The sequence below is a fragment of the Streptomyces sp. NPDC046465 genome (genome assembly GCF_040646035.1).
Lineage (GTDB): Bacteria > Actinomycetota > Actinomycetes > Streptomycetales > Streptomycetaceae > Streptomyces.
The window spans coordinates 133,744-151,600 of record NZ_JBEYZK010000002.1 but is presented as its reverse complement, the minus strand read 5'-3'; the positions used below and the strand labels follow the sequence as shown (position 1 = coordinate 151,600).

Below are 17,857 nucleotides of genomic sequence, written 5' to 3'. Positions count from 1 at the left end.
AAGGACCGCCATGGACGTCATCTCTGTCATCCGCACCAAGCGCGACCGGGGCGAACTCAGCGACGAGCAGATCGACTGGGTCATCGACGCGTACACGCGCGGCGCGGTCGCCGACGAACAGATGTCGTCCCTCGCGATGGCGATCCTCCTGAACGGCATGAACCGCAAGGAGATCGCCCGCTGGACCGCCGCGATGATCGCGTCCGGCGAGCGCATGGACTTCTCCTCCCTCTCCCGCCCCACCGCCGACAAGCACTCCACGGGCGGCGTCGGCGACAAGATCACGCTGCCGCTCGCCCCGCTGGTCGCCGCGTGCGGCGCGGCCGTCCCGCAGCTCTCCGGACGCGGCCTCGGCCACACCGGCGGCACCCTGGACAAGCTGGAGGCCATCCCCGGCTGGCGCGCGCTGCTCTCCAACGAGGAGATGCTGAACGTCCTGGAAGGCGTCGGCTCGGTGATCTGTGCTGCGGGCGACGGACTGGCCCCCGCCGACAAGAAGCTCTACGCGCTGCGGGACGTGACCGGCACGGTGGAGGCGATCCCGCTGATCGCGTCCTCCATCATGTCGAAGAAGATCGCCGAGGGGACGGGCTCGCTCGTCCTCGACGTCAAGGTCGGCACCGGCGCCTTCATGAAGAACCTCGACGACGCCCGCGAACTGGCCTCCACCATGGTCGAACTGGGCACCGACAGCGGCGTCCGCACGGTCGCCCTGCTCACGGACATGTCGACCCCGCTGGGCCTGACGGCAGGCAACGCTCTTGAGGTACGGGAGTCGGTCGAGGTCCTCGCCGGTGGCGGCCCCTCCGACGTCGTCGAGCTCACCCTGGCCCTGGCCCGCGAGATGCTCGACGCGGCGGGCCTGAAGGACGCGGACCCCGCGAAGGCCCTCGCGGACGGCTCCGCGATGGACGTGTGGCGCCGCATGATCGCCGCCCAGGGCGGCGACCCGGACGCGGCGCTGCCGGTGGCCCGCGAGACCCACGTCGTCCGCGCGCCGTCGTCCGGCGTGCTGACCCGCCTCGACGCGTACGACATCGGGGTCGCGGCGTGGCGCCTCGGCGCGGGGCGTGCGCGCAAGGAGGACGTGGTGCAGGCGGGCGCGGGCGTCGAGCTCCACGCGAAGCCGGGCGACTCCGTCGAGGCGGGCGCACCACTGATGACCCTGCACACGGACACGCCGGACCGCTTCGCCTACGCGCTCCAGTCGGTGGAGGGCTCGTACGAGGTCGCTCCCGCGGGGACGGAGTTCTCGCCGGTGGCGATCGTGCGGGGGCGGATCGGCTGAGGGATTTCAGCCCCTCCGGCGATCGAGGAGCGGGGTCTGGGGCGGAGCCCCAGGGGTGGTGCGGGGGGCGGGGCGACTTCGGCGCAGGCCCGTAGCGATGAGTTTCGCCCGCTGGACCGGTCACCCCTGCGTGGCTGATTCCGAAGAGAACCTCATCCGTATCGAGGGCCCGCTGCGCGCAGGCGACATCCCGCGCCTGTGCGAGCGGGTCGCGGCGGCCCGGCACGGGCCCCGTGGCGCCGACGTGGTCTGCGACGTCGGCGCCGTCACCACCGCCGACCTCACCACCGTCGACGCCATCGCCCGCCTGCACCTCGCGGCACACCGGCACGGGGGCCGGATACGTCTCAGAAATCCCGCCCCCGCCCTGCTGGCCCTCCTCGGACTCGTCGGACTGGTCGAACTACTGGGCCTGGTCGTCGAGATGGAGGGGCAGACCGAAGAGCGGGAACCACCGGGGCGTGTCCAGGAAACAGTGGAAACCGGTGATCCGGCCCTCTGAGATCTCGATGACCTGGATCGCCCAGGGGGCGAATCCGCCGTTGTCGGGGTCGGGCTTGTAGTGCGCGAAGCCCGGCGTGCCGTTCACGTTCACCGGGAAGAGGCGGCTGTTGGCGCAGGCCGAGCCCACGGTGGTCATGAAGCCCGTGATGTCCGCCGTACCGCGCAGCCACAGGTCGAACGGCGGCATCGTCATGATGGCGTCCTCGGCGAGCAGCGCCGTGAGCGCCGCCATGTCATAGCCCTCGAAGGCGGCGACATAGCGGTCGAGGAGCTTCTGCTGCTCCTCGTCCAGCGGGTCGGAGACGGCCGTGCCGTCCGCCGGGCGCTCGGCGAGGGTGGCGCGGGCCCGCTGCAGCGCGCTGTTCACCGAGGCGACGGACGTGTCGATCAGCTCGGCGACCTCGCTGGCCTTCCACGCGAGGACCTCGCGCAGGATAAGCACCGCCCGCTGCTTGGGCGGCAGGCTCTGCAGGGCGGCCACGAACGCCAGGCGCACCGACTCCTTGGCGACCGCGGCCTCGGCGGGATCGTCGGGCATCGGCAGGATGCGGGCGTCCGGCATCGGCTCCAGCCAGGTGTTGTCGGGACGCGGGCTGAGCGCGGCCTGGGCCAGCGGGGCGGCCGCGGTCAGGTCCATGGGGCGGGCGCGGCGGTTGCCCGCGTTCAACATGTCCAGGCAGACGTTCGTCGCGATGCGGTACAGCCACGAGCGGATGCTGGAGCGCCCCTCGAACTTCTCGAAGCTGCGCCAGGCCCGCACCATCGTGTCCTGCACGGCGTCCTCGGCCTCGAAGGCGGAGCCCAGCATCCGATAGCAGTACCCGGTCAGTTCGACCCGGTGCTTCTCCAGCGTGCCGTCCAGATCGGTCGTCGTCCCTGCGATGTCGCCCATCCCCACCCACCCCTGCGGAAACCGAGAAGAGCCCGATGTGAGGCCCAACACATCGGAAGCTACCGCAGCCCACTGACAACGGCCCTCGGAGTGGGGAAACCCGCAGGTGTTGTCAGCAGGAGCGGGCGACGAAGGCGCGCCGCTCGCGCCGCTCCTTCACCCGTGCCGCGTGCGAGCCCCACGCCGTCACCGACACGACGCCGAGCACCGCGAGGACGCCGAGGCTCACGGTCCCGGCCCAGCCGCCCGCGTGGAAGGCGACCGCGCCGAGCGTGCCGCCCGCGCTGGAGCCCAGGTAGTACGCGGACTGGTAGAGCGCCGACGCCTGGGCCCTGCCCTCGGTGGCCGTACGGCTCACCGACGAGGAGGCGACCGCGTGCCCGGCGAAGAAGCCCGCGGTGATCAGCACGAGCCCCAGCAGGACCATGACCAGAGAGGACGAGAGGGAGAGCAGCAGGCCGCCGGCCGTGGTGCTCACCGCCAGGTACAGCGCCCCGCGCCGCCCGAGCCGCGCCACCAGCTTCCCGGCGGCCGCCGAGGAGACCGTGCCGACGAGATAGACGAGGAAGATCGAGCCGATGACGCCCTGCGGCAGCGAGAACGGCGCCTCGGTGAGGCGGTATCCGATCACCGTGTAGACCGCGCCGAAGACGGTCATGAAGAGCGCGCCGATCGCGTACAGCCTGCACAGGAGCGGGTTCGACAGATGGCCGCGCACCGTACGGGCGAGAGCCTTGGGGCTGAGCGGCCCCGGGGTGAAGTGCCGCGGCGCGGGCAGCAGTACGCGGAAGGCGACCGCGCACAGCACCGCGACGATGCCGACCACGCCGACCGCCGCGCGCCAGCCCCAGGCCTGCGCGACCCAGCCGGTGACGATGCGCCCGCTCATCCCGCCGATCGAGTTGCCTGCCACGAACATGCCGATCGCGGCGACCAGCGCCTTGGGCCGCACCTCCTCGGCGAGGAACGCCATGGCGGAGGCGGGCAGCCCGGCGAGGGCCGCGCCCTGCAGCGCGCGCAGCGCGATCAGCACCTCGACCGAGGGGGCGAAGGGGACGAGGAGGCCGACGGCGACGGCGACGGTCAGCGAGGCGGTCATCACCGCACGCCGCCCGAAGCGTTCGCTGAGCGCGCTCAGCGGCAGGACGAAGAGGGCCAGTGCGCCCGTCGCCCCCGACACCGTCCAGCTCGCCGTGCTCGCGCTCACGCCGAAGTCGGCGGAGACGAGGGGGAGGAGGGCCTGCGTGGAGTAGAGGAGGGCGAAGGTGGCGACGCCCGCGAGGAAGAGCGCGAAGCTCATCCGGCGGTAGCCGGGCCCGCCGGGGGTCATCCGGGAGTCGGATGCCGGGGCGGAGGGGGAGGGGGAGAGAGCGGGGGACGACGGGGCGGGGGCGACCGCATGGGTGGCGGACGCCCCAGTACTGGCAGCAGGCATGCCACGAACGTACGGCTGACTTTTTGATGCGTCCAATGCATGGAAACGCCATAATCCATTCCATGGAGCATCAGCACAGGTCACAGCCGCGCGTGTCACAGAACAGTGACCCGGAGGACATCGTGACGCTGCTCGCGCCACGCCTCGCGTACTTCGCGGGAGTCGCCCGCACCGAGCACGTGACGCGCGCCGCGCACCAGATGCGGATCCCCCAGTCGACGCTCTCCCGCGCACTCGTCCGGCTGGAACGGGACCTCGGCGTCGACCTGTTCGCCCGGCGCGGCCGCACGGTATCGCTCACCCCGGCGGGCCGCACCTTCCTCGCCTCGGTCGAGCGGGCGCTCGGCGAGGTGGAGCGCGCCGCCGAGTCGGTGCGCGCGGACGCCGACCCGGAGTCCGGCAAGGTCGCCTTCGGCTTTCTGCACACGATGGGATCGGAGACCGTGCCAGGGCTGATCCGCGCCTTCCGCGCCGACCATCCGCGCGTACGGTTCAGCCTCGTCCAGAACTACGGCGAGGCGATGATCGAGCGGCTGCGCGCGGGCGAGCTCGACCTCTGCCTCACCTCGCCCGTGCCCGACGCCCCCGACCTGGTCGCCCGCCGCCTCGACGAGCAGCGCCTGCGCCTGGTGGTGCCCGACGACCACCGCCTGGCCTCGCGCAAGCGGGTCCGCCTCACCGAGGCGGCCGAAGAGGCGTTCGTGACGCTGGAGCCCGGCTACGGCCTGCGCCGCATCACGGACGACCTCTGCCGGGATGCGGGCTTCAAGCCCCGCATCGCCTTCGAGGGCGAGGAGGCGGAGACGCTGCGCGGCTTGGTCGCGGCGGGCCTCGGGGTGGCGCTCCTGCCGCCACCCGCCGTACCGCGTCCGGGAGTCGTGGAGCTGACCGTGACGGGCCAGCGCGCGGTCCGCGAGATCGGCGTGGCCTGGCTGGGCGGCCACCCGGACACGCCGCCGGTGGCGGCGTTCAAGGCGTTCCTGCTGAGTAGAAAGGGTCGGCTGCTGAATTGAGCCCGTCCGGCGATCGAGGGCGAACTCGACGAAGCCGGTGATCGACCGAGCCCCGTGACGGGGTCACCTCCGAAGCGACTGCCCAAAGCCGGAGGCAAGAGGCATCCGCAGCCCCAACGGCGGCGGAGCCGCCAACGCGTCCTCCAGGGGCCGGGCGAAGTCCGCCCCGAACAACGTCCCCAGCACGAAGTCCGAAGCCAGCGCGAGGACTTCGGACTGGTGCTGGTGCAGCCGGTGCCCGTCGGAGTGCACCTCGAACCTGCACACGTCCCGGTTCGCCTTCTTCGCCCGTTCCGCGAACCGGAACGACAGCTCGGGGTCGGTCCGCTCGTCGTTCGTGCCGTGCACGATGAGGACCCGCCGCCCCGCGAGCTGCTTCACCGGTTCGGGCGGCGCGGCCACATCGTCCTCGGGCAGCCAAGGAGCCATCGCGAGGACGGAGTTGACCGCCTCGTGGCCGCCCGCGCGAAGCGCCGCACGGCCGCCCATGTCCACCCCGGCCAGACAGACGGGGACGTCTCCGTAGAGACGTACGATCTCGTCCGCCGCCCAGGCCGTGTCGTGGGCGAGCTGCGCCTGCGCGCCGTTCCAGCCGCGGCAGCCGTAGTGCACGACATGCGTGGCGAGGCCCGCGTCGCGCCCGTCGTGGGCGAGTCTGCGCCCCAGCGCCCGCACGCCCGCACCCGCGAGGGGCGAGGGCCTGCGCGTGGACGTCTCGGCGCCGCCGGGCAGCAGGAGCACCGCTCCGCTCACCGCCGGAGGTGCCGTCCCGATCACGCGCCCGAGCCTGGCCGCGCCCGCCGGCCCCGCGGTCCCGTCCTGTGCCATGACAGAACAGTGTCAGAAGCCATCGTGTACGCCACCCGTCCGCAGGGTCACTGTTACGTATCGACCGGTGAGTTCTACGCGCGTAGGCGCTAGAGTGCCGAAATGACGAGCCAGACACACACGACCGGTCACACGGACCGGGAAACGCCCAGTGCCGAGCAGATCCGCCGCGCCCCGAAGGTGCTCCTCCACGACCACCTGGACGGCGGCCTGCGCCCCGGCACGATCGTCGACCTCGCCCGCGCGTGCGGGTACGAGGGCCTGCCCGAGACCGACCCCGACAAGCTCGGGATCTGGTTCCGCGAGGCGGCCGACTCCGGCTCCCTCGAGCGCTACCTGGAGACCTTCGCCCACACCTGCGCGGTGATGCAGACGAAGGACGCCCTCAAGCGCGTGGCCGCCGAGTGCGCCGAGGACCTCGCCGAGGACGGCGTGGTCTACGCCGAGATCCGGTACGCGCCCGAGCAGCACCTGGAGAGCGGCCTCACCCTCGAAGAGGTCGTCGAGGCGGTCAACGACGGCTTCCGCGAGGGCGAGCGCCGCGCGAAGGCCAACGGCCACCGCATCCGCGTCGGCGCGCTGCTCACCGCCATGCGGCACGCGGCCCGCGCCCTGGAGATCGCCGAACTGGCCAACCGCTACCGCGATCTCGGCGTGGTCGGCTTCGACATCGCGGGCGCGGAGGCGGGCTTCCCGCCCACCCGCCACCTCGACGCCTTCGAGTTCCTCAAGCGCGAGAACAACCACTTCACGATCCACGCGGGCGAGGCCTTCGGCCTGCCGTCGATCTGGCAGGCCCTGCAGTGGTGCGGCGCCGACCGCCTCGGCCACGGCGTGCGCATCATCGACGACATCAAGGTCGCGGAGGACGGCTCGGTCCAGCTCGGCCGCCTCGCGTCGTACGTCCGCGACAAGCGGATCCCGCTGGAGCTCTGCCCGACCTCCAACCTCCAGACGGGCGCGGCCACTTCGTACGCCGAGCACCCCATCGGGCTGCTGCGCAAGCTGCACTTCCGCGCGACGGTGAACACCGACAACCGCCTGATGTCGGGCACCAGCATGAGCCTCGAATTCGAGCACCTGGTCGGCACGTTCGGCTACACGCTCGATGACATGCAGTGGTTCACAGTCAATGCGATGAAATCAGCATTCATTCCTTTCGATGAACGCCTTGCCATGATCAACGACGTGATCAAGCCCGGTTATGCCGAGCTGAAGTCCGAGTGGCTGTTCCGCCAGACGGTCTCGACCAGCGCTTCTGTCGAGAGCTGAGGGAAAGCGTCCGCCTCTGCGTGACGCGTCGGCGGCCGGGAGCCTGGTGCTCCCGGCCGCTTTGTTTCGCCCGCGAACCGTGATCGGGGCTGCGCACGGTCGTTGAACCGCCGAACGACCTCGACGCCAAGACGCAAGGACGCATTGAAGATGAAGCAGTCTGCCGCCAAGACCCTCGGTGTCGCCGCTCTCGGCGCCGCCTTCGCCGCCACCGGTGCCGGTGCCGCGCACGCCGCCGCCGGCGTTCCCGACCCCGCCGCCGCCCTGGGCCCCGTCTCCGCCGTGGTGCCCGCCGGGGGCCTGGCCGGCGCCACCGAGTCCCTGGCCGCCGGACAGAACGCCCTCAGCAACGGCGTGCAGGCCGCCCAGCCGGCCCTCAGCGACGCCGTCCCCTCGCTGCTCGGCGACAAGAAGGCCATCCCCCCGATCAAGTCGACCGCGAACAAGTCGACCGCGAAGCCCGCCACGTCGAACGCGAAGCCCTCCTCCCCGGTCTCGGGCCTGCTCGGCGGCCTGCCCCTGGGCGGCACCGGCATCAACGGCCTGCCGCTCGGCTGACCGGACGCAGCGCATACGCCGATGGGGCGCCCCTCACGTGAGGGGCGCCCCATCGGCGTACGTACCGCCTGTGTCACCAGGCCTGGCGGGCCTTGCCCTCGGAGGGCAGCAGGACCCACAGCGCGAGATAGAGAAGGAACTGCGGTCCTGGCAGCAGGCACGAGACGACGAAGATCACGCGCATCGTCGTCGCGGAGGTGCCGAAGCGCCTGGCAAGGGCTGCGCACACTCCGCCGATCATCCGGCCGTGGGTGGGGCGGGCAAGGGCGGTCATGTCGGGCTCCTTCGCGAACCGTAGGTGCGAGGCCTCTCTGTGTGCCCCGATACTTCGACAGTACGTTCACGAAGCGGGGCAAAGCATCGCTCTAGGGTGCGACGCCGACCCTGGGAATTGTCGGGGTCACACCCTGAGACAGCTCCTCCCGGGGGAGGGCCGGGCGGCGCCCCCCGTCCTCGTCACGACGGAGCCGAGCCCTGACCGTCGGCACCACGGCGAGGTGCATGACGGTCACCCCGAGGGTGTTCAGGAGCAGCGAGTCGATGTCGACGACCTGCCCGGGGACCCCGGTCTGCAGCATTTCGATGCCGAGGGAGAGCAGTGCTCCGGCGGCGACCGTGCGGACCAGAGAGCCCCACGGCGAGACCACGACCCGGCCGCCGGCCAGCGGCAGCAGCACACCCAGCGGGGCGAGCAGCAGCACGCTCTCGCCGATCCGGCGGGCCGCCTGGACACCGCCCATCGCCAGGTCCGCCTTGATCCCGGCGAGCGGCTGCAGATTCGCGGCGCTCACCCAGGGGACGTCCAGCGGACGCAGCGTGATCCACGCGACGAGCAGAAGGTGCGCGACGAGGAGGAATCCCCCTGCCGCACGGAAGCGAATGGCGGCCACACGGTCGCCTGAGCCTTGACGCACGCCCCCCAAGACGTCACAGGCGGCAGGATCGGTTCCGTGTACACGGCGCCAGCTACGGCGCCTACGGCGGATACAGCGGTTACAGCGGATACGGCGGTTACTCGACCGGGCTCGCGGGCGGCGCCACGCTCCCGGGCCGGGAGCGGACCTCCGTGGTGCACTCGTACCGCCGCAGCCCGCTGCTTCCGGGGCCGCCCATGACCACCGCCCGGTCGTCCGACGCCGCGTTCTCAGCCAGCGTGCACACGATCTGGGCGAGCGCGAACGACGACAGGCCCTCCGGCGGCGTACCGAGGCGCAGCGCGTCGTCCGGGTCGCCCTTGCGCGGCCCTGAGACGGTGGTGCCGTCGCGCACGTCCGTGGCGAAGCCCGCCTGCTTCTCGGGGTCGGAGGGGGGCGTCGCCAGCTCGTCGAGGAGCGCCTGGGCGATGCGCACCCGGTCGTCGCTCGCCTTGTCGTTACGGATCTGCAGGTTCCGGTCGACGGCCACCAGCTGCGCCGCGCAGACCATGAACACCTCCACGGGCACACCGCTGCCCGACCGCGAGGCGATCCCGGAGCCCGAAAGCGCGCACGGCACCCGGGAGGGCGCGGCGCCGTAGTCCGTCGGCACCTCGGTCGGCCTGATCCCGCACCCGGCGAGCACGGCGGCGAGCACCGCCGCGGCGGCCACGGCACGCATCCTTCGCCTGTTCACGCCTCGCCCCCTTCGGCGTCGTCCTCGGAATCGTCGATGCCCTCGCCGTCGCGCGGCAGCCACAGTGTGAAGACCGCGCCGCCCTTCTCACAGTTGGCGGCGGTGATCTCGCCGCCGTGGATGTGCGCGTTCTCCAGGGCGATGGAGAGGCCGAGGCCGCTGCCCTCGGACCGCGGGCGGGACGCGCTCGCCTTGTAGAAGCGGTCGAAGACGTGCGGCAGGACCTCTTCCGGGATGCCGGGGCCGTGGTCGCGTACGGCGATGACCAGCTTGGCGTCCTCAAGGCGGACCGAGACCTTCACCGGGGAACCGCCGTGCTTGAGGGCGTTGCCGATGAGGTTCGCGAGGATCACGTCGAGGCGGCGCGGGTCGAGGCGGACCATGATGCCGCGCTCGGCGTCCAGGTCGACCGCGTCCAGCCAGGCGCGCGCGTCGATGCACGCGGTGATCTGGTCGGCGATGTCGACGCGGTCCTGGACCAGGCGCGCGGTGCCCGCGTCGAAGCGGGTGACCTCCATGAGGTTCTCCACGAGGTCGTTCAGCCGGCGGGTCTCGCTCACCACGAGCCGTACGGCTGGCTCGATCATCGGGTCCACCGAGCCGGTCTCCGCGTCGAGCTCCTCCTCAAGGACCTCCGTCACGGCGGTGATCGCGGTCAGCGGAGTGCGCAGCTCGTGCGACATGTCGGCGACGAAGCGCCGGGACGCCTCGTCACGGGCGCTCATGTCGGCGACCTTCTTCTCCAGGTTCTCGGCGGTCCTGTTGAACGTCCTCGACAGGTCCGCGAGTTCATCCGTCCCCGACTCCCGCAGCCGGGTGTCCAGCTTGCCCTCGCCGAGCCGCCGCGCGGCCACCCCCAGGCGGTGCACGGGTTTCAGCACGGTCGTCGCCGCGGCCTGCGCGAGCAGCGCGGAACCGATCAGCGCGAGCCCCGTGGCGATGGCGAGGGACCAGCCGAGGGAGCTGAGGTCCTTCGCCTCCGGCTCCAGGGACTTGAGCATGTAGCCCGTCGGGCCGCCGCCGATCACCGTGGCGCCGCCCACCAGGTACGGGGTGCCGTGGTCGTCGATCCGCTGCCAGTACAGGTGGTACGGGCTCTTGTTGCCGGAGGTGAGCTGCTGCTTGTCGTTCACGGCCTTCTGTAGCGAAGCGGGCACCTTGGCGAGCGTGAAGGCGTCCAGATCGGAGTAGCCGACGAACTGGCCGCCCGTCTTCTTCTCGGCGACCAGGAGCACGCTGTAACGCTGGCCGCTGCTCCCCATCTGCTCGGCGGCCGACTGCAATTCGTCCTGCGAGGGGCGCGCGGGCAGCGCCCCCGCCCGGCTCTGCAACTGCTGCCGGAAGTCCTTGAGCGCCGCGTCCTGGGCGCGCGTGAGCACCGCCTCGCGGTTCAGCCAGTACGCGATGCCGGACGCGGAGACGGCGGCGGTGAGCGCCACCAGGCCGAACACCACGACGAGCCGCAGCCGCAGGCTCGTGAAACGCAGCCCCGCCAGTATCGCCTTGCGCGCCGCGGCCCAGCCGCGGAGCTTGTCGTGCGGTTTGGTCACTGAGGTGTGTCCAGCCGATAACCGACGCCGCGCACCGTACGGATGAGGGTCGGCGACGACGGCACGTCCTCGACCTTGGCGCGCAGTCGCTGCACGCACGCGTCGACGAGCCGCGAGTCACCGAGGTAGTCGTGCTCCCACACCAGACGAAGGAGCTGCTGGCGCGACAGGGCCTGGCCGGGCCTGCGGCTCAGCTCCAGGAGCAGCCGCAGCTCGGTCGGCGTGAGCTGCAGGTCCTCGCCGTTCTTCGTCACGGTCATCGCGGCGCGGTCGATGACGAGCGAACCGAACGTCGCCGCGTCATTGGCCTCGCGCTCGCCGCGCCGCAGCACGGCCCGGATCCGGGCGTCGAGGACGCGGCCCTGCACGGGTTTGACGACATAGTCGTCGGCCCCGGACTCAAGACCCACGACCACGTCGATGTCGTCGCTGCGCGCGGTCAGCAGGATGATCGGCAGCTGGTCGGTGCGCCGGATGCGACGGCACACCTCGAAGCCGTCGATGCCCGGCAGCATCACATCCAGCACGATCAGGTCCGGCCGCTGCTCGCCGAGCAGCTTCAGGCCGTCCTCGCCGGTGGCAGCAGTGGCCACCCGGTGCCCCTGGCGCGTGAGCGAAAGCTCCAGGGCCGTCCGGATGGCGTCGTCGTCCTCGATCAGCAACAGGGAAGGCACAGACGTCATTCTGTCCCATGCCACGGCCTCAGTTCGACTACTGGTCCCTCCCCGGGCCCCGAAAGGCCTGGTAGGTACCCGCACCCACACGCGACCTTCACAGGTGGAAGCCCCCTCGAACCCCTGTGACAGGCCTGTGACAGTCGACGGACACCGTCATGAAGTGGCTCCGGCAGAGTTCTGGTCACAAGCAAGAAGCACGGCAGCACGACAGCACGACGGAACAAGAACCGGACTCCACCGACGGGGGGCGCAAGATGAATACGCTGCACAGCACCAGCACACGCGCAGTTGTCACGCGTCTCCACGACGTCGGACGCAGTCCTGAGAAGTCCGGTGTTGTGAGCGGACGGGGGTGCGCTCGCAACACCGGGCGTCAGCACACCGGGATCATGACGGTGGTCGACACCACGGGGGAGCGGAAGTCCCTGTCGGAGGCGGAGTTCACCGCCTACGTACAGGATCGCCGCGCCTCTCTGTACGCAACCGCCTACCACCTGACCGGTGACCGCTTCGAGGCCGAGGACCTGCTGCAGAGCGCCCTCTTCTCGACGTACCGGGCCTGGGACAGGATCAGCGACAAGGCCGCGGTCGGGGGCTACCTCCGCCGCACCATGACCAATCTGCACATCAGCGCGTGGCGCCGCCGCAAGCTGAACGAGTACCCGACCGAGGAGCTGCCGGAGACGGTGGGCGACACGGACGCGATGCGCGGCACCGAGCTGCGCGCCGTGCTGTGGCAGGCCCTGGCCCGGCTGCCCGAACTCCAGCGCACGATGCTGGTCCTCCGTTACTACGAGGGCCGCACCGACCCGGAGATCGCGGACATCCTCGACATCAGCGTGGGCACGGTGAAGTCCAGCATCTGGCGGTCGCTCCGCCGGCTGCGCGAGGACGACGTCCTCAGCTTCGGCCGTGACCAGGAGGAGTCCTTCGGCGAGTTGGTCGCCTGAGGGCAGGGGGAGACACGGGGGCCGCCGCTCCGGGGGGACGCGGCGGGAGCAGGGGGGAAGAACACGGGGGAAAGCACGGGGGGACAAGGCAGCGGGACCGGAAGACCGGGGGGTCTCTCCGGTCCTTCTGCTTTTCGCGCCTGCTCTTTCCCGGATCTCGGGCCCTCTCGGGTCTCGGGCCCCGGCCCTTCAGGCCTTGGCCCGCGCCCGCACGTGGCGGCCCGCCGCCGCGGCCGCGACCCGGCCGAGCGCCTCTTCCTTGGCGCAGGGGTACGCGCCGAGCTCGGTCTGGCGCGCCACGATGGTGCGCTCGGCCCGCATGAGCCGCCACCCCCGCCGCAGCAGGAACGGCACGGACTTGCGCCCCTCCCGCAGATCCCGCAGGAGCCGCCGCCGGAACGTGGTCGTGGGCCTGCCCCGCAGACAGATCGCGTCGGCGAGCACGCCGAGCTCCTCGCACCGCCGCACGATGTCGGCCGCGAAGATCCCCTCCGCGATGAACAGCGGCGTGCGCTCGACGTCCAGCGCCTCCTGCCCGACGCGCGCGCTGGTCGCGATGTCGTACACCGGCACCTTCGTGCGCCCCGTACGGCACAGCTCCTCGATCGCGGCGACCGCCACGTCCGCGTCCCAGGAGTCGACGGAGTCCCAGTCGATGTCCGAACTGCCCGGCACCTGCGGCAGCGTCGGGTCGTCACCCTCCTTGTAGAAGTCGTCCAGGCACAGGACGGGCAGCCCGCAGCGGGCCGCGAAGGAGGACTTGCCCGAGCCGGAGGGGCCCGCGAGCAGCACGACGCGGGTCGGTATCGGGGGATGGGAACCCAATGTCGTGAACCTTTTCACCTGGGATGGACCGCATCTCCCGACACGGCTCGTCAGCGTGGACGGGAGTCATTATCAACCGAGCCGTCCACGGAGCCCACCCCGCTGCCCCGAACCGGCGGCGCGGGTGGCGTGATCGTGTAGACGAGGGCGGGCAGGAACGTGGTGCCGCGGGACACGACTCCCGGGCGTACCGCGAACGCCACGGCGCCGTCGTGGGGGCAGCCTGACCAGCGGTCCGGGGGCAGCGGGGTGTGCCAGACGAAGTCCGCGTCCGCGGCGCGCGCCGTCGCGAGCAACTGGGCTGCCTCAGCGGCCAGTTCGGCCGACGCCTCGGCCTCCTCCGCGGGCCGCCGGACGGCGGGCCGGGTCACCTGGTCGTCCACGGCCCCGGTGGGGGACAGCAGCGCCCACAGCACGCGGGCGGCGAACAGGGCCTGCTCGGGGTCGGGCTGGGTGCGGCCGCTGAACGGGCCGCCGGACGCCCTGCCGATGCGCCGGGCCCTGAGGAAGAACTGGTGCAGGGCGGTGGCCACGTCCTGGGCCCGGCGGCTCTGTTCGGCGAGGAGGTCATCCCGTCGGTCGTTCGCGTCGGCCAGGAGGGTGCGCAGGTCGCTTTCGTGCCGTTGGACCAGCTCGGTCAGGTGTGCCAGCTCGGTGCTCCGGTCGTGCTGTCGCGTCACCGCGGCGGTCAGGGCGTGTGCCGTCGCCTCCAGTGCCGCTGTCACCCCCGCCAGCGCGTCCGCCAGACGGAGCGTGGCCGCCGCGTGGTCGGCGAACCCGGCCGCGAGCTGCTGCGCCTCGTCCGCCGGAGTGTGCTTGCCCCGGGGCATCAGTAGGTCCCCTTGAAGTCCATGACGCGCTCGGAGACCTCCTGGGTGCGGACGTTGACCGCCCTGACACGGATCTCGGTGTCCCCGAAGATCAGCTCGATGTCCATCCGGCGGTCCGTCACGTCGAGGTCCATGCAGTCGCTCAGATCCACGGGCACCGTGCCGAGGAGACGGTGCGGGCCCTCGTCGTAGTAGTGGGGGTCCGGCAGCGACGTCTCGTAGATGTATACGTCGACGCTGCTGATGAGAGGGTCGGTGGGTACGAGGCCGCGGTGCGGGCGGACCGTGCCGAGGGGCAGCAGCTCGTCCAGGGTCACCAGCTTCAGGAACCGGTCGGGGCAGTAGGCGCGTTCGTCACTGCTCTTCCAGAACCGCTCCCCGTCCTGGGGTTCGTACGGCTCGGCCACCCGCACCCCGTAGGTGGCGGGCGAGCGGCGGGCGGAGACGGCCGGGGCGTAGCAGTGGTGCACCGCGCCGTGCAGGACCGCGCGTTCGGGGCGTCCCGGGTGGTGGACGGTCGCGCGCGTCCCGACGTGGGCGGCGACCCGGCCGCGCAGATACGGCGACTGGGAGAAGCCGCCGACGAGGTAGAGCACCGGCTTGTCCTTCTCGCGTTCGCGTCCCTGGCGTACGGCCGCGAGATGCCGGTCGGCGCAGCCGAGCAGCGGTTCGACGGCGGCGTCCATGAGCTCGGTCATCTCGCGCGGGGTGACCGCGATGCTGAGGTCGTCACCGTCCTGGACCTGGCGCAGCCGCGCCAGTTGCTCCGTCGTCAGGAGATCACGGACGCTGTCCAGGTCGACGAGGGCGGGGCCGTCGCCGGGGCCCGCGAAGCGGTTCCGTGCCGTCTCCCAGGAGCGGAGCAGCGCCTCGACCGCCTTCTTGTTCTCGGCCGTGATCCGGTTGACCTGGAGGATGCCGCCCAGGCGCGGGGCGAGGACGTCCTCCACGAAGCGGCGCGTCACGTACTCGGCCCCGTACGGACCGCCCGACGGCGCGCGCATCTGCTCCAGCGTGCCGTCGCGGGCGACCCGGTAGCTCACCACGTCGATCGTGCCGCCGCCGCAGTCCACCACCACGAAGCGCCGCTCGGGGCGCCTGAAGGTGCGCAGGAGTTCCCTGAAGGGCGATCCGGCGGACTGCTCGATGTGGCAGGCGAGGGCCGCCGCGTCCGGTTCGGGGAGCAGGAGCAGGTTCTCGTGGTCCGCGGCGAAGCCCGCCTGCCCGGCGGCGCCGCGCATGGCGGCCAGGGCCTTGGGCGACCAGATGGCCGGGACCGTCATGCACCAGCGGACGTCCTCGGCGCGGTAGTGGTACCGCGTGATCTCGGCGAGCGCGACCTCCCGGAGCCGCTTCAGGTACTCCGCGATCAGCGGGACCGGGTCCGTGAGGGAGTCCTCGACGCGGTCAAGGGCCGTGCGCGCGTCGGCGACCTCCTCGCGGGAGCGCTGCGGGCGCAGCGACATCTTCATGCCGAGGACCAGGCGGGTGCCGGGTTCGTCGACGCGGTCCTTCGCGGCGTGGCCCCACTCGACGGCGTCGCCCCGCTCGTCGAGGAGGAGCGCCGTCAGGTTCTTGGGGTACGCCGGGTCCGGGGCGCCCGGCCAACCCGTACGGTCGACGATCCGGTCGGGGCGCGGGACGCCGCGCGCGTCGATGGCGACCCAGGCGTACCCGGACGCGTAGGTGCCGAAGTCGACCGCCGCCGCGACGCGGTGGCCGCCCGCCGCGAGGAAGGTGGTGGGGAGCGTCACGAGTCGGGCCCCTCGTCGTCCGAGCCGTACAGATGCCTGCGGGTGCTGCGGCGCGCCGCCTGCTCCGCCCGCGCCCGCACGTCACCGGCCGTGCGGTGCTCGTTGAGCGCTTCCAGGACGGTGACCAGGCGGTCGACGCGGTCCAGGTAGGCGAGCTGGTCGTGCGGGTCGCCGGGGGTGATGATCCGGGCCGCCCGCCGCGCGCTGTCCAGGGCGTACTCGGTGAAGCCGCTCTGCCGGTACACGTCCGCCTGGTGGATCAGGGCGTCGCTCTCGTCCCGCAGCCCGCGGTCCACACAGAGGTCGAGGACCGCGCCGGTGCCCAGCGCGGTGGCCTCCGGTACGGGGGCGAGGCTGTCGGGCAGGCCGCCCGTCGCCCGGGGTGCTTCCCCCGCGGCCACGCCGTACCACTGGGCCAGCATGGCCGACACGGCGCCCGCGGCCCTGGCGATCTGCTCCTGGCTCTTGCGGTGCGCGCGCTTGCCGGACGCGTCGGGCACCGGGAAGGGCAGCGTGAGGCGCACCGCGGGCGGCAGCAGCAGCCCTTGGGGGCGGGCGGCCTCGTGCAGGGGCCGTTCCCGCCCGTCGGAAGCGCCGGACGGGCCGGAGGCGTCGGGTGCCGGTTCGGGTGCCGGGGCCGTCGCCGGTGTGTCGGTGAAGACGTTCCACGCCAGGAGGTGGATCCAGGCGCGGTAGCCGTCGACGATCTCGCCGTGCAGCAGGATCACCGGGAGCCCGCACAGCGCCTCCCGGACCCGGCCGACGTCCGCTTCGCTCTGCGTGAAGGGACGGCGGAACAGCCCCGAGAAGACGTGGGCGAGGCCGGGGGAGCGGAGGTCCTGCGCGAGCTGCTCCTCCAGGATGCGTTCGAACACCTCGTCGCGGTGCGAGGGGTCGCCGCCGGGCGCACCGACGACGCGCATCGGGGCGAGGACGAGCGTGGGCGCCGTCGCCTTGGCCTGGGCGGCCACCTGTGCCGCCGCGCGTACGGGGTGCAGCTCCGCGAAGGGGGAGACGGCGCGGTAGAACTCCGTGTCGTACTGGGTCTGTTCCGTCTCCGACTCCAGGTCGGCGGTGTACCGCTGGTTCTCGCGGGCCAGCTCGGCCCGGTGCTCGGCCGCCCGCCGCGCCAGCTCGGCCCGGTGCGTCGCGGTGCCGCGTTCGAGCTCCGCACCGTGCGTGGCGTTCGTCCGCTCGACCACGCCCCGCTCGGCGATCTCCTTGAGGTTGAGCAGATGCTGCGCGTGCATCTCGCCGAGGCGCAGCTCCGAACGGCGCTGCTCCAGGTCCATCTCGTGCCGGGCCTGCGCCGGATCCCACAGGGCCCCGGCCACCGTCGTTGCGGGCAGGACGCCGACGGAAGGGGCGGGCGCCCCGCTGTCCTGACGCGTCGCCACGGCGCGGCTCGACTCGGTACGTTCGAAGGAGGCGAGGCGCTCGCGCTGCCGGACCGTCTTCTGACGCTGCGTGTACGTCTCCGAAACGGTGCGCGGCACCCCCGCGATGGCGTCACCGATCCCGCGGAAGAGCTCCTTCCCGGCTTCGCCCAGGTTCCGAATCCCCTCACCGATGGACTTGAAGAACCCCACTCCGTCACCCCCGCCACGGCCCGCGGGCCGCCTCGTTCATGCGGTCCATCGTGGCGTGGTCCGACGGGCGCGACCGGTGCGACCGAAAAGGTCGGGGGCAGAACTCAGCAGGATGCACGAGCCGCGCCACACCGGTGTGCGTACGGTCCGCGCACCGTCCGCGGGCGGCGCCCCCGGGCCGTACCGGGCGAGTCGGCCTTTGGCTCCCGCCTTGTCACTCAACTACGCTACGTGCTCGCTCGATCACTCACTACGCACGGATATGGGCGGTACCCATGGCA

Annotated in this window: 18 protein-coding genes; 6 read left to right on the top strand and 12 right to left on the bottom strand. The window is 71.9% G+C overall.

The genetic code is table 11. The annotated features are described in order from the left end of the window. Positions 1-10: 10 nt before the first annotated feature. Complete coding sequence (locus tag ABZ953_RS03640; protein ID WP_361716098.1) at positions 11-1,288, top strand: thymidine phosphorylase; 1,278 nt, start codon at positions 11-13, stop codon at positions 1,286-1,288. A gap of 130 nt (positions 1,289-1,418) precedes the next feature. After that, positions 1,419-1,790, top strand: a complete 372-nt coding sequence (locus tag ABZ953_RS03635; RefSeq protein WP_361716095.1) for an STAS domain-containing protein — start codon at positions 1,419-1,421, stop codon at positions 1,788-1,790. Here the strand turns inward: ABZ953_RS03635 and ABZ953_RS03630 are convergent. After that, positions 1,692-2,684 carry a sigma-70 family RNA polymerase sigma factor gene (locus ABZ953_RS03630; RefSeq protein WP_361716092.1) on the bottom strand — a complete coding sequence of 331 codons (993 nt, stop codon included), beginning with the start codon at positions 2,682-2,684 and terminating at the stop codon, positions 1,692-1,694. The two genes, ABZ953_RS03635 and ABZ953_RS03630, sit on opposite strands and share 99 nt — an antisense overlap. 112 nt (positions 2,685-2,796) lie before the next feature. Further along, positions 2,797-4,119 carry an MFS transporter gene (locus tag ABZ953_RS03625; protein WP_361716089.1) on the bottom strand — a complete coding sequence of 441 codons (1,323 nt, stop codon included), beginning with the start codon at positions 4,117-4,119 and terminating at the stop codon, positions 2,797-2,799. A gap of 62 nt (positions 4,120-4,181) precedes the next feature. On the opposite strand from ABZ953_RS03625, the gene ABZ953_RS03620 reads away from it, so the two are divergent. Beyond that, complete coding sequence (locus tag ABZ953_RS03620; protein ID WP_361716086.1) at positions 4,182-5,132, top strand: LysR family transcriptional regulator; 951 nt, start codon at positions 4,182-4,184, stop codon at positions 5,130-5,132. 63 nt (positions 5,133-5,195) lie between these two features. Here the strand turns inward: ABZ953_RS03620 and ABZ953_RS03615 are convergent, their stop codons facing one another. Continuing rightward, positions 5,196-5,960 carry an alpha/beta hydrolase gene (locus tag ABZ953_RS03615; protein WP_361716083.1) on the bottom strand — a complete coding sequence of 255 codons (765 nt, stop codon included), beginning with the start codon at positions 5,958-5,960 and terminating at the stop codon, positions 5,196-5,198. A 102-nt stretch (positions 5,961-6,062) separates the two neighbouring features. Between ABZ953_RS03615 and ABZ953_RS03610 the strand changes: the two genes are divergently transcribed. Further along, positions 6,063-7,232, top strand: coding sequence for an adenosine deaminase (locus ABZ953_RS03610; protein WP_361716080.1), 1,170 nt, complete (start codon positions 6,063-6,065; stop codon positions 7,230-7,232). Between the two features lie 150 nt (positions 7,233-7,382). Further along, positions 7,383-7,790 (top strand): ATP-binding protein, encoded by a 408-nt coding sequence (locus ABZ953_RS03605; RefSeq protein ID WP_361716077.1) that lies wholly within the window; start codon positions 7,383-7,385, stop codon positions 7,788-7,790. Positions 7,791-7,863: 73 nt separating this feature from the next. On the opposite strand, the gene ABZ953_RS03600 is transcribed toward ABZ953_RS03605, so the two are convergent. The 5 genes from ABZ953_RS03600 to afsQ1 all read right to left on the bottom strand — a co-directional run bounded on the left by ABZ953_RS03600 (position 7,864) and on the right by afsQ1 (position 11,625). After that, on the bottom strand, positions 7,864-8,064 hold the full coding sequence (locus ABZ953_RS03600) for a PspC domain-containing protein (RefSeq protein WP_361716074.1): 201 nt from the start codon (positions 8,062-8,064) through the stop codon (positions 7,864-7,866). A 91-nt stretch (positions 8,065-8,155) separates the two neighbouring features. Continuing rightward, entirely contained in the window at positions 8,156-8,680 is a 525-nt protein-coding gene (locus ABZ953_RS03595; RefSeq protein ID WP_361716071.1) for a VanZ family protein, read from the bottom strand. Positions 8,681-8,801: 121 nt separating this feature from the next. Further along, entirely contained in the window at positions 8,802-9,401 is a 600-nt protein-coding gene (locus ABZ953_RS03590; RefSeq protein ID WP_361716068.1) for a hypothetical protein, read from the bottom strand. After that, complete coding sequence (locus ABZ953_RS03585) at positions 9,398-10,951, bottom strand: HAMP domain-containing sensor histidine kinase (protein WP_361716065.1); 1,554 nt, start codon at positions 10,949-10,951, stop codon at positions 9,398-9,400. The genes ABZ953_RS03590 and ABZ953_RS03585 overlap by 4 nt, the downstream gene beginning before the upstream one ends. Next, positions 10,948-11,625, bottom strand: a complete 678-nt coding sequence (afsQ1, locus tag ABZ953_RS03580) for a two-component system response regulator AfsQ1 (protein WP_030779097.1) — start codon at positions 11,623-11,625, stop codon at positions 10,948-10,950. Before afsQ1 ends, ABZ953_RS03585 begins: the two co-directional genes overlap by 4 nt. A 257-nt stretch (positions 11,626-11,882) precedes the next feature. Between afsQ1 and ABZ953_RS03575 the strand changes: the two genes are divergently transcribed. Next, a complete protein-coding gene (locus tag ABZ953_RS03575; RefSeq protein WP_361716062.1) occupies positions 11,883-12,578 on the top strand; it encodes a SigE family RNA polymerase sigma factor in 696 nt (231 codons plus the stop codon). Between the two features lie 189 nt (positions 12,579-12,767). Here the strand turns inward: ABZ953_RS03575 and ABZ953_RS03570 are convergent, their stop codons facing one another. From ABZ953_RS03570 to ABZ953_RS03555, 4 genes are read right to left on the bottom strand one after another with little or no spacing between them, the layout of a single operon-like run. Beyond that, positions 12,768-13,403: an ATP-binding protein gene (locus ABZ953_RS03570; protein ID WP_361716059.1), complete on the bottom strand. Its 636-nt coding sequence runs from the start codon at positions 13,401-13,403 to the stop codon at positions 12,768-12,770. 50 nt (positions 13,404-13,453) lie between these two features. Then, positions 13,454-14,233, bottom strand: a complete 780-nt coding sequence (locus ABZ953_RS03565; RefSeq protein ID WP_361716056.1) for a hypothetical protein — start codon at positions 14,231-14,233, stop codon at positions 13,454-13,456. Beyond that, positions 14,233-15,987, bottom strand: coding sequence for a hypothetical protein (locus tag ABZ953_RS03560; protein ID WP_361716053.1), 1,755 nt, complete (start codon positions 15,985-15,987; stop codon positions 14,233-14,235). The genes ABZ953_RS03565 and ABZ953_RS03560 overlap by 1 nt, the downstream gene beginning before the upstream one ends. Further along, positions 15,984-17,576 carry a hypothetical protein gene (locus tag ABZ953_RS03555; protein ID WP_361716050.1) on the bottom strand — a complete coding sequence of 531 codons (1,593 nt, stop codon included), beginning with the start codon at positions 17,574-17,576 and terminating at the stop codon, positions 15,984-15,986. Before ABZ953_RS03555 ends, ABZ953_RS03560 begins: the two co-directional genes overlap by 4 nt. Between the last annotated feature and the right edge of the window lie 281 nt (positions 17,577-17,857).

What these genes read in the sequence shown, in the direction of transcription:
- ABZ953_RS03640 (WP_361716098.1), top strand. Translation starts at nt 11, where the DNA reads ATGGACGTCATCTCTGTCATCCGCACCAAGCGCGACCGGGGCGAACTC.
- ABZ953_RS03605 (WP_361716077.1), top strand. Translation starts at nt 7,383, where the DNA reads ATGAAGCAGTCTGCCGCCAAGACCCTCGGTGTCGCCGCTCTCGGCGCC.
- ABZ953_RS03600 (WP_361716074.1), bottom strand. Translation starts at nt 8,064, where the DNA reads ATGACCGCCCTTGCCCGCCCCACCCACGGCCGGATGATCGGCGGAGTG.
- ABZ953_RS03575 (WP_361716062.1), top strand. Translation starts at nt 11,883, where the DNA reads ATGAATACGCTGCACAGCACCAGCACACGCGCAGTTGTCACGCGTCTC.
- ABZ953_RS03630 (WP_361716092.1), bottom strand. Translation starts at nt 2,684, where the DNA reads ATGGGCGACATCGCAGGGACGACGACCGATCTGGACGGCACGCTGGAG.
- ABZ953_RS03565 (WP_361716056.1), bottom strand. Translation starts at nt 14,233, where the DNA reads ATGCCCCGGGGCAAGCACACTCCGGCGGACGAGGCGCAGCAGCTCGCG.
- ABZ953_RS03610 (WP_361716080.1), top strand. Translation starts at nt 6,063, where the DNA reads ATGACGAGCCAGACACACACGACCGGTCACACGGACCGGGAAACGCCC.
- ABZ953_RS03615 (WP_361716083.1), bottom strand. Translation starts at nt 5,960, where the DNA reads ATGGCACAGGACGGGACCGCGGGGCCGGCGGGCGCGGCCAGGCTCGGG.
- ABZ953_RS03625 (WP_361716089.1), bottom strand. Translation starts at nt 4,119, where the DNA reads ATGCCTGCTGCCAGTACTGGGGCGTCCGCCACCCATGCGGTCGCCCCC.
- ABZ953_RS03620 (WP_361716086.1), top strand. Translation starts at nt 4,182, where the DNA reads ATGGAGCATCAGCACAGGTCACAGCCGCGCGTGTCACAGAACAGTGAC.